Source organism: Streptomyces rugosispiralis (assembly GCF_024505145.1).
Classification (GTDB): Bacteria; Actinomycetota; Actinomycetes; order Streptomycetales; family Streptomycetaceae; genus Streptomyces; species Streptomyces rugosispiralis.
Map to the genome: position 1 here is coordinate 335,085 of NZ_JANIAA010000004.1, position 11,616 is coordinate 346,700.

General features: G+C 70.9%; 12 protein-coding genes. 4 read left to right on the forward strand and 8 right to left on the reverse strand.

All coding sequences use genetic code 11. The features are described from left to right. The first annotated feature begins 80 nt into the window (after positions 1-80). On the forward strand, positions 81-869 hold the full coding sequence (locus NP777_RS10060; protein ID WP_256649745.1) for an Fpg/Nei family DNA glycosylase: 789 nt from the start codon (positions 81-83) through the stop codon (positions 867-869). A 156-nt stretch (positions 870-1,025) separates the two neighbouring features. Here the strand turns inward: NP777_RS10060 and NP777_RS10065 are convergent, their stop codons facing one another. Together NP777_RS10065 and NP777_RS10070 are read right to left on the reverse strand one after the other, a co-directional pair. Further along, positions 1,026-2,003 (reverse strand): CU044_5270 family protein, encoded by a 978-nt coding sequence (locus NP777_RS10065; RefSeq protein WP_256649746.1) that lies wholly within the window; start codon positions 2,001-2,003, stop codon positions 1,026-1,028. Then, positions 2,000-2,596 (reverse strand): RNA polymerase sigma factor, encoded by a 597-nt coding sequence (locus NP777_RS10070; protein WP_256649747.1) that lies wholly within the window; start codon positions 2,594-2,596, stop codon positions 2,000-2,002. The genes NP777_RS10065 and NP777_RS10070 overlap by 4 nt, the downstream gene beginning before the upstream one ends. A 104-nt stretch (positions 2,597-2,700) precedes the next feature. Between NP777_RS10070 and ctaD the strand changes: the two genes are divergently transcribed. Continuing rightward, complete coding sequence (gene ctaD, locus NP777_RS10075; protein ID WP_256649748.1) at positions 2,701-4,365, forward strand: aa3-type cytochrome oxidase subunit I; 1,665 nt, start codon at positions 2,701-2,703, stop codon at positions 4,363-4,365. A 2-nt stretch (positions 4,366-4,367) separates the two neighbouring features. Next, entirely contained in the window at positions 4,368-4,715 is a 348-nt protein-coding gene (locus NP777_RS10080) for a hypothetical protein (protein ID WP_256649866.1), read from the forward strand. On the opposite strand, the gene NP777_RS10085 is transcribed toward NP777_RS10080, so the two are convergent. The 6 genes from NP777_RS10085 to NP777_RS10110 all read right to left on the reverse strand — a co-directional run bounded on the left by NP777_RS10085 (position 4,702) and on the right by NP777_RS10110 (position 11,258). Continuing rightward, positions 4,702-6,576 carry a transglycosylase domain-containing protein gene (locus NP777_RS10085; protein WP_256649749.1) on the reverse strand — a complete coding sequence of 625 codons (1,875 nt, stop codon included), beginning with the start codon at positions 6,574-6,576 and terminating at the stop codon, positions 4,702-4,704. The two genes, NP777_RS10080 and NP777_RS10085, sit on opposite strands and share 14 nt — an antisense overlap. 138 nt (positions 6,577-6,714) lie before the next feature. Beyond that, a complete protein-coding gene (locus tag NP777_RS10090) occupies positions 6,715-8,097 on the reverse strand; it encodes a sensor histidine kinase (RefSeq protein WP_256649750.1) in 1,383 nt (460 codons plus the stop codon). A gap of 2 nt (positions 8,098-8,099) precedes the next feature. Then, entirely contained in the window at positions 8,100-8,855 is a 756-nt protein-coding gene (gene cseB / locus NP777_RS10095; RefSeq protein ID WP_256649751.1) for a two-component system response regulator CseB, read from the reverse strand. Then, positions 8,852-9,694: a hypothetical protein gene (locus tag NP777_RS10100; protein ID WP_256649752.1), complete on the reverse strand. Its 843-nt coding sequence runs from the start codon at positions 9,692-9,694 to the stop codon at positions 8,852-8,854. The genes cseB and NP777_RS10100 overlap by 4 nt, the downstream gene beginning before the upstream one ends. 214 nt (positions 9,695-9,908) lie before the next feature. Continuing rightward, positions 9,909-10,529, reverse strand: coding sequence for a LuxR C-terminal-related transcriptional regulator (locus tag NP777_RS10105; RefSeq protein ID WP_256649753.1), 621 nt, complete (start codon positions 10,527-10,529; stop codon positions 9,909-9,911). Positions 10,530-10,826: 297 nt separating this feature from the next. Then, positions 10,827-11,258 (reverse strand): hypothetical protein, encoded by a 432-nt coding sequence (locus tag NP777_RS10110; protein WP_256649754.1) that lies wholly within the window; start codon positions 11,256-11,258, stop codon positions 10,827-10,829. On the opposite strand from NP777_RS10110, the gene NP777_RS10115 reads away from it, so the two are divergent. Further along, positions 11,257-11,550: a hypothetical protein gene (locus NP777_RS10115; RefSeq protein ID WP_256649755.1), complete on the forward strand. Its 294-nt coding sequence runs from the start codon at positions 11,257-11,259 to the stop codon at positions 11,548-11,550. The two genes, NP777_RS10110 and NP777_RS10115, sit on opposite strands and share 2 nt — an antisense overlap. The last annotated feature ends 66 nt before the right edge of the window (positions 11,551-11,616 follow it).

Sequence of the window (11,616 nt, forward strand, 5' to 3'; positions counted from 1 at the left end):
CGTACTTTATCCGATGAAGACCCCCGAACGGGGGCGCTCTCCACAACGCGCGACGGAAGTCCCGGACGTAGCCTGACGCTATGCCCGAGCTTCCGGACGTCGAGGGGTTCCGGCGGACGCTGGCCTCCTGCGCCCAGGGCCACCGCGTGGCGCGAGCGGAGGTGGCCGATCCGGGGGTGCTGCACGGAGTGACCGCGCGGCGGCTGAAGCGCGACCTCGAGGGCCGCCGCTTCGCGGCACCGCGCCGCCACGGCAAGTGGCTGATCGCCCCCACCGACGGGCCCACGGTGGTGCTGCACTTCGGCATGACCGGGCGGCTGGTCTGCGGTGCGGACTCCGAACCGGCCGGCCGGTTCCAGCGCGTCGCCTTCGACCTCGACGACGGCCACCGCCTCGGCTACGAGGACCAGCGCAAACTCCAGGGCATCTGGCTCGCCGCCACCGACGACGACATTGACCGGATCATCGGCGATCAGGGCCCGGACGCGCTCTCGCTGAGCCGCGCCGATCTGGACCGGCTGCTGGCGGGGCGGCGCGGCCGCGTCAAGGCCACGCTGACCGACCAGGCCGTGATCGCCGGGCTCGGCAATCTGCTCGGCGACGAGATCCTGTGGCACGCCCGGATCCATCCGCGGCGGACGGTGAACTCGCTGACCGACGACGAGCGCGATCGGCTCCACACCGCGCTGCGCGAGGTGCTGCGTGCCTCGGTGCGGGCGGAGCGGGTGCCGGACGACCCGGACTGGCTCACCGGGCGGCGCGACGATCCGGATCCGCACTGCCCCCGCTGCGGCAATCCGCTGCGCCGCGGCCGGATCGCGGGGCGGACCAGCCTGTGGTGCCCCCACTGCCAGCGTGAGGACGCCTGACGGACGCCCGCGCCACCCGCGCTCCGTGCCTCGCCTACGCACCCGTGCCTCGTCTATGCCCCTCCGCCTCGTCCGCGCTCCCGTGCCTCGTCCACGCACCCCCGCCTCGCCCGCGCCACTCGCCTCCCCGCCCGCCTCTCCCGGCATGGCCGGTGATCAGGAGATGTAGGCCGTGTAGGACATCACATCGCCCGCCTTCACCCGGTACTCGGGGTCGGCCTTGGTGATCGTCTCCTCGATGTCCAGCACCCGGCCGTCGTCCGGGTCGAGGACGATCAGATAGCGGCTCGCCGGGGCGCTGGTGAACCGGAACCCCTGCCCCTCCCGGCCGAACCGGTCGGCGACCGTGCCCGCCGGGCGAATCCCCTCGATCCCGGAGAGCAGGGTGACGATATCCGCCCGCTGGCGCGGTCCCGGGGTCCACACCGTGAGGAAGGACTGGACGGCGGAGAGCAGCTCCGCCGGGTCGCGGTCCGCGCCCGGGGACCAGACGGCGAGATACGCGCGCAGCGCCGAGGCACCGGCCGGCGGGTCCTCGAAGTAGTCCTGGTTCGCGCTGTTGATCCCGGGTGGGTAGCGCTCCTCGCTCAGCACCTTGCCCTCGTGGACGGTGCGCGGCGGGGGACCGTCCTCGATCACCGGGCGGCCCGGATGACGCGGATCGGTGGCCACCTCCAGCGCGAAACCGCTGCCGTCCGCGTTCCACCGGGTCAGCGACTCCCGGGGCAGCGTCACCGGGTCCTCGCCCGACTTCATGCTCGGCGCCCAGCTCTGGAAATGGCTGCCCCGCTCGCTCTTCCCCGGGGACTCCTCGGCCGCCGTCCGCGCCCGCCGGACGATCTCGGCGAGCGATACGTCCGCCCGGGAGGCATGCGCCACCAGCGGCAGTGGTCTGGACGCGGCCACCGCGGAGGAAGGGGTGCCCGAGACGGTCAGCGCGAGGGCGAGGACCGTCGCGGCCGCGGCGGCCTCCAGGCTCCAGACCACGCGTCGGACGGTGCGGCGCCCCCGGTCCCGGGACGGCAGCTGCCGCAGCAGCAGCTCGGCACGCGCGTTCAGCGGCCGGTCCCGCCAGGGGCCGGTGTCGGCGGACACGGGGTTGGCCTCGCGGAGCAGATCCAGTTCGTCGGTCATGCGTGTCCATCCTTGTGGGCCTTCTCGGCCCTGTCAGAGCTATGGGCCCTGTCGCCCTCGCCGCTTGTGCACCCCACTGAGACCCGGTCGTCCCGGCGCAGGGTCTCTATCTGCTCCCGCAGCCGCCGTCGCGCCCGGTGCAGCCGCATCGCCGCGGCGGACCGGCCGCATCCCAGCACGATGCCGAGCTCTTCGACGGTCAGCTCCTCCCATGTCGTCAGCCGCAGCACCTCCTGGTCGGCCTCGGCGAGCCGGGACAGCGCCTCCAGCACCCAGGAGCCCGGCCGCTCCGCGTCCGGGCTCGCCACGGTGCGCCCTTCGCGCGTCACCTCGTAATGGCCCAGCTTGGCCAGCAGTCTGCGGTAACGGCCCTTGCCGCGCACGGCGTTGGCCAGACAGTGCCGGGCCACCCCGTACAGCCACGGCAGGGGTGACTCGGGCAGTTCGGCCCGGCGCCGCCAGGCCACCGAGAACACCTCGGCGACCACTTCCTCGACCTCCCATGACTGGCCGTCCAGCCGCCGTGCCACAAAACGGCTGACCGCCCAGTAATGCTCACGGTAGGCGTCGTCGAAGGCGTCGTCGGTGCTCATGATCCGAAGGTGTCCGGCATGCCGCAGATCATCACACCCCGGCCCGGGAAATTTTGACCGGCCGTCGGAGTGACGATCCACGGGGTGCCGGACACCTTCGGATCATGAGGAACAACACCGTTGTCGCGGCGGCGCCGGCCGCCCCGCCGTCGCGCCGCCCCGGGCCCGGGGCCACGGCCGTGAAATGGCTGACCACCACCGATCACAAGACGATCGGCACGCTCTACCTGATCACCTCGTTCGCCTTCTTCTGCATCGGCGGGGTGATGGCGCTGCTGATGCGCGCCGAACTGGCCCGTCCGGGTATCCAGATCATGTCGAACGAGCAGTTCAACCAGGCGTTCACCATGCATGGCACGATCATGCTGCTGATGTTCGCCACCCCGCTGTTCGCGGGGTTCGCCAACTGGATCATGCCGCTGCAGATCGGTGCGCCCGATGTGGCGTTCCCGCGGCTGAACATGCTGGCGTACTGGCTGTATCTCTTCGGCTCGCTGATCGCGGTGGGCGGGTTCCTGACCCCGCAGGGCGCGGCCGACTTCGGCTGGTTCGCCTACTCCCCGCTGTCGGACGCGGTCCGCTCACCCGGCGTGGGCGCGGACATGTGGATCATGGGTCTGGCCCTGTCCGGCTTCGGCACCATCCTCGGCTCGGTCAACTTCATCACCACGATCATCTGTATGCGCGCCCCCGGCATGACGATGTTCCGCATGCCCATCTTCACCTGGAATGTGCTGCTGACCGGTGTGCTGGTGCTGCTGGCCTTTCCGGTGCTCGCGGCGGCGCTCTTCGCCCTGGAGGCGGACCGCCAATTCGGGGCGCATGTCTTCGACGCGGCCAATGGCGGGGCGCTGCTCTGGCAGCATCTCTTCTGGTTCTTCGGCCATCCGGAGGTCTATATCATCGCGCTGCCGTTCTTCGGCATCATCTCCGAGGTCATTCCGGTGTTCTCCCGGAAGCCGATGTTCGGCTATGTCTCGCTCATCGCGGCGACGATTTCCATCGCGGGTCTTTCGGTCACCGTCTGGGCGCACCACATGTATGTCACCGGCGGTGTGCTGCTGCCGTTCTTCTCGTTCATGACGTTCCTCATCGCGGTGCCGACCGGTATCAAGTTCTTCAACTGGATCGGCACGATGTGGAAGGGGTCGCTGAGCTTCGAGACCCCGATGCTCTGGGCGGTCGGCTTCCTCATCACCTTCGTCTTCGGCGGTCTGACCGGCGTGATCCTGGCCTCGCCGCCGATGGACTTCCACGTCTCGGACACCTACTTCGTGGTCGCCCACTTCCACTACGTCATCTTCGGCACCGTGGTCTTCGCGATGTTCGCCGGATTCCACTTCTGGTGGCCCAAGTTCACCGGCAAGATGCTCGACGAGCGGCTGGGAAAGATCACCTTCTGGACCCTCTTCCTCGGCTTCCACGGCACGTTCCTGGTGCAGCACTGGCTCGGCGCCGAGGGAATGCTCCGCAGAATTCCCGACTACCTGGCGGCCGATGGTTTCACCACCCTGAACACCATCTCGACCATCAGCTCCTTCGTCCTCGGCCTGTCGTTCCTGCCGTTCCTCTACAACGTCTGGAAGACTGCCAAGTACGGCGAGAAGGTCGTCACCGACGATCCCTGGGGCTATGGACGTTCGCTGGAATGGACGACCTCCTGTCCGCCGCCGCGCCATAACTTCGTCAGCCTGCCGAAGATCCGCTCCGAATCCCCCGCGTTCGATCTGCACCATCCCGATGTCGGCCAGAAGGAGAGTGTGGCGTGAGTATGGCCAGAGCCGCCGAGCCCCCCGGTGTCGCCGCCGGAATCAACCAGATCGAGGGCTATCTGCTGCTGCAGAGCGAGCGGGACGCGGCCCGGGAACGGGCCCGCCGCCTCACCGGCCGGCTCGACTGGCTGACCTCCGCCCAGCGGGCGGAGGTCGAGCGGGTCTACGTCCAGGACCAGCTGGCCGTCACCGAGCAGACGCTGCGCACGGTGGTGCGGCGCTGCGAGGAGCTGCGGGCGGAGTACCAGGAGGTCTACCGCACGCTGCGCCGCCGGCTGTTGCTGACCTGCCTCCTCGGGGCCGCGGCCGTCGCCGGCGGCCTCGGCGCCGCCCTCACCGTGCGATAGGCGCCGTCTGGGTCGGGATCGGAACCGCCCCCGGGCTGAAGTCGAACCAGGCCGGGGGCGTATCGCCCAGCGCCTGGCCGGTGTAGTGGTTCCAGAGCTCGGCGACCCGCTGGACACGGGCGTTCTTCAAGGGGATCTGCTTCCGCTTCTCGGCGTCCTCGCCGAACAGGGCGACCGCGGTGACCAGGTCCGGGGTGTAACCGACGTACCAGGCGGCCCTCTTGTCGTCGGATACCCCGCCCTTGCCCGCCGAGGGCCGTTTGACGGCGCGTACCGCGGTCGCTCCGCCGTCCTCGATGAGACTCCGGGTGATCAGCTGGGCGGCCGCCGGGGTGATCGCCTGGTCGCCCACCGCCTTCGGCACTTCGGCCGTCTCGTCGCCGCGCCGCGCGGACTTCACGATGCTCGGGGTGACCCGCTTGCCCTTGTGGTCGAACGTGGCGTAGACACCGGCCATCCGCAGCGGGCTCGAGCCCATCAGCCCCAGCCCGACCGACTCCTTGGTGGCGAAGCCGCCGCCGTCGGTGTCCATGCCCAGGGCCCTGGCGGTCCGCTTGACCTCCGGCAACCCGCCGGCGGTGGCCCGGTCCCGCGTCTTTCCGTCCAGGGCCGCGGCGGTGGAGACCGGTTCGAAGACGGGGCCCACCTGGTAGTCGCCGCGGGTCGCGTTGGACAGATAGTGCCGGGTGTAGTCCCGGCCGCCGTAGAGCGCGACGATCCGCCCGTTCCTCGGGTCCACCGACACCGCCCCGCCCTGGGTGGCCGCCGCGTCCGCACGGGCCCGCTTGCCCTTGGCGGAGCCGTCGAGGCCCTGGTGCATCGTCTCCTCGAGCGCCCGCTGCTTGGCCGGATCGACGTTGAGGGTGATGGTCCAGCCGCCCGCGGCGAGTTCCTGCTCGCCGACGCCCGAGGCGATCAGCTCGTTGCGGGCCGCGTCCACGAGATACCCGGCCTGCCCGCCGAGGCCGGGGGCGGGCTCGGGCGCCACCGGCACGGGGAAGCGCATCCGCTTCCGCTGTGCGGGGTCCAGCCAGTGCATGTCCACCATGTTGTCCAGCACATAGTTCCAGCGCCGGGTGACCAGGCGCTTCGCCTTGGGGCTCGCGACGGCCCAGTCGTACTGGCTGGGGGCCTGCACCAGCGCCGCCAGATACGCGCCCTGCTCGACCGTGAGGTCGTCCACGTCCTTGTCGTAGTACGCGCGGGCGGCGGCCTGGACGCCGTAGGCGACCCGGCCGAAGTAGCTGGTGTTCAGATACCCCGCGAGGATGTCCTCCTTGGAGTTGCGCTGGTCGACCTTGAGGGAGATCACCAGCTCCTTGATCTTGCGGGTGGCGGTCTGCTCCTGGCTCAGGTAGTAGTTCTTGACGTACTGCTGGGTGATGGTCGAGCCGCCCTGAGTGCCCTTGCCCGTCACGGTGTTCACCAGCCCCCGCAGGATGCCCATCGGGTCCACGCCGGAGTCCTTGTAGAAGGACTTGTTCTCGGCCGCCACGAACGCGTGCTGGACGCCGGTGGGCACCCGGCCGAGGGTGACCATCTCGCGGTTGATCTCGCCGGTGCGGGCGAGGATCGTGCCGTCGCTGAACTTGTAGACGTTGCTCTGCGCCTTCGCCTGGGCGTTCGCCTTGGGGATGTCGATCGAGTAGTAGAGCACCGTGAACGCCCCGATCAGCAGCGCGCACAGGCCGGCCACATAGGCGAGCAGCTTCCGCCAGGTGAAGAACCGCCGGATGCCGGTGCGCTTCCGCTTGCCGCGCCCCCTCGCTCCGCGCCGCCGGCCCGGGGGTCTGGTGTCCCGCGGCGTCTGCTCCGAGTCCGGTGTGAACCGTACGCGTAGTGCCGTCAGGGGACCTGCCATGCCGATTGCTCCTCCGTCGATCCCGGCCGCGAGGTTTCGCGCGGGTCGGCGCCATCCTCCTCAGCGAAGATCTTCGGAACCGCTACGGGCGGTCTCGGCGAGGGCTCGGCCAGGTCTCGGCTTCCGCTCGACGATGTATCAGTCGTGTATCGGTCCGGGCTCCGGCGATTCGGGCTGCTCCGGTCGCTCGGGCAGGCGCAGCGTGGCGACCGCGCCGCCGTCCGTTGCGTTGCCGAACTCCAGCGTGGCGCCGATGACCTGAGCCTGGCCGACCGCGATGGTCAGCCCGAGACCGTGGCCCCGGCCGCGTTCCCGGACCCCGGTGCGGAACCGCTGTGGGCCCCTCTCCAGCAGATCGTCCGGGAAGCCGGTGCCATGGTCGCGGACCGTCACGGTCCGGCCGTCCGCCGCCACCGTCACCTCGACCGGTTCGCGGCCGTGACGATGGGCGTTGACCACGAGGTTGGCGACGATACGGGTCAGCCGGCGGGGGTCCGTCCACACCTTCGGGCCGTCCGGGACGTCCCACTGCCCGGCGGCCTCGCGGTCCTGTTGCGCGGTGTCCTCGCGGCCCCGCTGCCCGGCGGCCTCGCGGTCCCGCTGTCCGGTGTCGTCGCGGTCCCGCTGTCCGGCGTTGTCCGCCGGGCCGGTCCACAGCCGCGCCGACAGCCCGGTGCCCGCGATGGCCTCCTCGAGCACCGGCCCCAGGGGGCAGGGGGACAGATCGGCCTCCTCCGCCCCCGCGTCCAGCCGGGAGATCTCCAGCAGCTCCTCGACCAGCGTGCTCAGCACCCGCACCCGGTCGCGCACATACCCGGCCGCCTCGCCCGGCGGGAGCAACTCGGCGGCGGTGACCAGGCCCATCAGCGGAGTGCGCAGCTCATGCGCCACATCGGCGGTGAATCGCTGCTCGTCGAGGAGCCGCTCCTGCAGCGCGGCGGCCATCGAGTCCACGGCCCCGGAGATCTCGGCGATCTCGTCGTGCGGGCGGGTGGCGGGGGAGATCCGGGCGTCCAGGTCCCCGGCCGCGATCCGCCGCGCGGTGGCCGCCGCCAGCCGCAGCCGCCGGCTCATCCGCTCGGCGGTCAGCACGCCCAGCGGCAGCACCACGGCCGTGGTCATCAGCCCGGCCAGGATGATGTTGGTGTCCAGCGCGCCGATGTCGCGCATCGTGGTGCTCATGTCGAGGTGTACGGAGAGGACTTGGTCGTCGGCGGGCCGGGCCGCCCACATCGCGGGTCCGCCCGAGCCGGTGGTGAACTCGGTGCCCTGATGGCCCTTTTCCACCAGGCGCCGGAGATCCCGGGGGAGTCCGGGCGCGTCCAGCACCGCGCCGGAGCCCTGGACGGCGCCGGTGCGGGCGTAGATGACCGCGGCGCGGTCGAGCGTGGTCCGCGCCCCGTCGCGCGCCTGGGACAGCTCACGGTCGCGCGAGGCGTGGTGCACCAGGACGCCCACCGCTGACGCGGCGGCACATGTCGCCGCCGCCACCAGGGCGACGATCCGCCATCTCAGCGTCATCGTCAGCGCCGCAGCTTGTAGCCGAAGCCGCGGACCGTCTCGATCCGTTCGGCGCCTATCTTGGCCCGCAGCCGCTGCACATGGAGGTCGACCACCCGGGTGTCCCCCTGCCACGCGTGGTCCCAGACCCGGCTGAGCAGCGTACGGCGCTCCAGCACCACACCGGGCGAACCGGCGAACTCCAGCAGCATCCGAAGTTCGGTGGGGGTGAGGGCCAGCGGCTCTCCCGCGCGGCGCACCTCCATGCCGCGGGTGTCGATGGTCAGATCGCCGAAGACGAGGGTGTCGGCCGCGCCGTCCGCCTCCGCGGCCCCGCCGCGCGCCTCGTCGCGTGGGGCGCGGGCCACGGGGGTGAAGGAGGCGCGGCGCAGCAGCGAGCGGATTCGAGCCACCAGGACCGCGCTCTCGCACGGCTTGACGACGTAGTCGTCGGCGCCCGCCTCGAGACCGGAGACCACGTCCAGGGAGTCACCGCGCGCGGACATCATCAGGATCGGCGCCAGGCTGAACTCGCGGACCCTGCGGCACAGTCCGATGCCGTCCAGCTCGGGCAGCATCACATCCAGCAGCAGCAGATCGGGCTGTCTCTCCCGGAAGAGCTCCAGCCCGGTGAGGCCGTCGCCCGCGGTGGACACGGTGAAGCCGTACCGCTCCAGGGCCATCCGCACCGTATTGCGGATCACCTCGTCGTCCTCGACGAGCAGCAGATGCGCCTCGGTCGGGGAGCCCGGACCGGGCGGGGTGAAGGCGGTGGTCATCGCGTCGTCCTCGTCTCCGTACGGGTACCCGTGTCCGCCGCTGTGCCGGTGCTGCGCGGCACGGCCTCCGGTGCCACGCCGGGGGCGGCGGTCCGGGCGGGAGCCCCCTCCTCCGGGATGGGGGGCCGGATGGCCCCGCCGTCGTCCGGGACAGGGGTCCTGGTGGCCGTGGTGCCCTCGGGTGTCACGGCCGCCATGACGGTGCCGTTCCAGCGGAAGCGGGTGGTGACCCGGCCGTCCCCGCCGATCGCGGAGATCAGCAGATCGCGGCCGAAGGTCTCGCCGGTGAGGCCGGGCGGGCCCCAGTAGATCAGCGCGGGGCGGACCGTGCGGCCCGAGGCGGTGTAGACCTGGAGCAGCGTCCGCTCGAACCCCGGCAGATCGGCCGCCACCACCAGTTCGTCCCGGCCGTCACCGGTCAGATCGCGGTGGACGGTGTCCCGTAGCGGGCAGTTGTCACTGTCCGGGCACAGGGAGACCTCCTTCTGCACCACCGCCGGCACATTGGGGTCGTGGAGCAGCAGGTTCTTCGCGGACAGGGCGGCCAGCCCGCCCGCGGGCACCTTGACCTTGTCCACCGGCAGATAGCGGGTGAAGTCGGACTTCTCGTGAGGCGTGGCCACGGCCGTGGGGGTGTACCGGGGCCACAGCGGAACCGCGCTGGCCGGTGCCGAGAGCGAGGGCGCCGCGCCGTCGTCCCGCACTCCGGCCTGGGCCGCGCACCCCGCGGCGGTCATCACGGCGGCGCACGCGGCCACCACGGTGGGCAGGAGGCCGCGGGGCAGCCTGGGGCGGGGGCGTGGTCGCGCGGTGCGCGATCCGGTGGGGAGTGAACGCATGGCCGTCTCACCTTACTGAGCGGCGGAGGCGTGCCACGCGGGGCCCGTGAGGTATCGGCCGGGCCGGGGGTGTCGGCCGGGCCGGGGGAGCCGTGACGTATCGACCGGGCCGCGGTATCGGCCGGGCCGCCGAACACGACAGGCCCGGGGCGGCACTGCCCCGGGCCTGTTCCGTGTGGCGCGGTGTCACATGACGGACGTCACTTGATGGACGTCACTTGATGAATTCCGGGCGAACGCGGGCCGGCCAGGTGCCGACGGTCAGCATGCCCGCCGCGTAGGCGCGCGAGACCAAGGCCGCCCGGTTGGATGCCTTCATCTTCCGCAACATGGATCCCACGTGGTATTCGACGCCCTGTCTGCTGAGATAGAGCTTGGCGGCCATCTGCACGGTCGACGCGCCGGTGGCCACGCCCTCGAGTATCCGGGCCTCCAGCGGCGACAGCAGCTTCTGGCTGGTGGGGGTCGGTTCCTCCTCTGGTCGTTCGTCATCCGGTTTGACCATCACGACGATGGCCGCGAGTCGGTCGGACCGGCCCTGGATGGCCGTGCCGGTCAGCTTCCCCGAGAACACCTGGCCCCGTGAGTGGTAGCCGAGGACGCGCTCGGTGAAGCGGGTGCGCCGCCCGTCGTGCAGCCGCGAGAAGTGTTCCCGCAGGACGGAGGGGGTGCTGGGGTGCAGCAGGTCGAACAGGCTGCGGCCGCACAACTCGGCGGACGAGGCGCCGAAGTGCCGGAAGAAGTCCTCGTCCCCGGCCACCACATGGAGGTCGGGGGCGAGCGTGGCCATTCCGGTGGCGTGCCGCGAGGCGGCGGACACTGCCTGTCCGGGCACTCGAGGGGCACTCTGAGCGCTGTGGGGGAGGGCCAAGAGGAGTCACCGCTTTCGGTCGGTTCGTGACGGAGTGGTCAGTCCGTCTCGGTTGAACCCCCAGGTGACGGAGGGTCGGCGCATCGCGGCCACGCAATGCGCCGGACCCCAGGGGGAATTCAGTGACGGGTGTTAGGCCCGCTTCCTGGTGTATACCAACGCTACGGTGACTGTGGGGTGCCCGGATCCAACAGAGTTGTGCCCGTTCCGTGACCGCTTTGCGGGCGGAATCGATGCGGCGGGAAGCCGCTGGTCGAAACGCTACGTCGCGGCCTTGGCGGATCTACGCGTTTGCGAACGGCTCCCGGAACGGGCACGCTTCGAACTCGATCGGTCCGCCGTGCGACCCTCGCCGCGGCCTGCGCCGCGCTCCTTGGGTGGCTCGGCCATGATGCCGCCCTTGCGCAGCACCGCGTAACCGACCCCGATGCCGAGGGCCACCGGCCATTCGATGACCTCCACGGCACCCAGCGCGCCGAGCCCCACGTACAGCGGGAGTCCGCCCTTGGCCGGCAGTACCCGGCGGGCCATCTCGATCGGCTTCATCGCCACCCTCGCCGCGCCGCCCGTCGCACGGGTGGTGGCGTGGCCGACCGTCCCGAAGGTCTCCTTCGTGGCGTGGCCCACGGTGTCGAGGGTTTCCCTGGTGGCGTGCCCGACGGTGTCGAACCCCTCCTTCGTGGCGTGGCCCATGGCGTTGAACGTCGGCACCGTGACGGTCAGGCGGCGCCGGCCGTCGCTGCGCGAGGTCTCCAGGGGGCCCTTGGCGGCCTTGGCCGTCCGTTGCCGCTGTGTGGTCTTCGACGGCCTGGTGGCCTTCGTCGACCTCTTGGCCTGTGAGGGCTTCGAGGTGGCCGACGTGGTCTGGGACTTCGTCGTCGACTTGCCGCCGCGCGCCGGTGATGCCGTCTTCTTCGCGGCGGTCGAGGAACTGCGCTTGCGTGAAGTAGCGGGAGTGGTCACTGGTCTCACGTCCACACGGTGATGACGGATGGAATCTTCTTCCTTTTTCAGGGTAATAGGGATGAACCGGGCAGGCCGCCCGGAGAGC

What these genes read in the sequence shown, in the direction of transcription:
- NP777_RS10100 (WP_256649752.1), bottom strand. Translation starts at nt 9,694, where the DNA reads ATGCGTTCACTCCCCACCGGATCGCGCACCGCGCGACCACGCCCCCGC.
- NP777_RS10060 (WP_256649745.1), top strand. Translation starts at nt 81, where the DNA reads ATGCCCGAGCTTCCGGACGTCGAGGGGTTCCGGCGGACGCTGGCCTCC.
- NP777_RS10080 (WP_256649866.1), top strand. Translation starts at nt 4,368, where the DNA reads ATGGCCAGAGCCGCCGAGCCCCCCGGTGTCGCCGCCGGAATCAACCAG.
- NP777_RS10110 (WP_256649754.1), bottom strand. Translation starts at nt 11,258, where the DNA reads ATGGGCCACGCCACGAAGGAGGGGTTCGACACCGTCGGGCACGCCACC.
- NP777_RS10090 (WP_256649750.1), bottom strand. Translation starts at nt 8,097, where the DNA reads ATGACGCTGAGATGGCGGATCGTCGCCCTGGTGGCGGCGGCGACATGT.
- ctaD (WP_256649748.1), top strand. Translation starts at nt 2,701, where the DNA reads ATGAGGAACAACACCGTTGTCGCGGCGGCGCCGGCCGCCCCGCCGTCG.
- NP777_RS10070 (WP_256649747.1), bottom strand. Translation starts at nt 2,596, where the DNA reads ATGAGCACCGACGACGCCTTCGACGACGCCTACCGTGAGCATTACTGG.
- NP777_RS10085 (WP_256649749.1), bottom strand. Translation starts at nt 6,576, where the DNA reads ATGGCAGGTCCCCTGACGGCACTACGCGTACGGTTCACACCGGACTCG.
- cseB (WP_256649751.1), bottom strand. Translation starts at nt 8,855, where the DNA reads ATGACCACCGCCTTCACCCCGCCCGGTCCGGGCTCCCCGACCGAGGCG.
- NP777_RS10065 (WP_256649746.1), bottom strand. Translation starts at nt 2,003, where the DNA reads ATGACCGACGAACTGGATCTGCTCCGCGAGGCCAACCCCGTGTCCGCC.
- NP777_RS10115 (WP_256649755.1), top strand. Translation starts at nt 11,257, where the DNA reads ATGGCGTTGAACGTCGGCACCGTGACGGTCAGGCGGCGCCGGCCGTCG.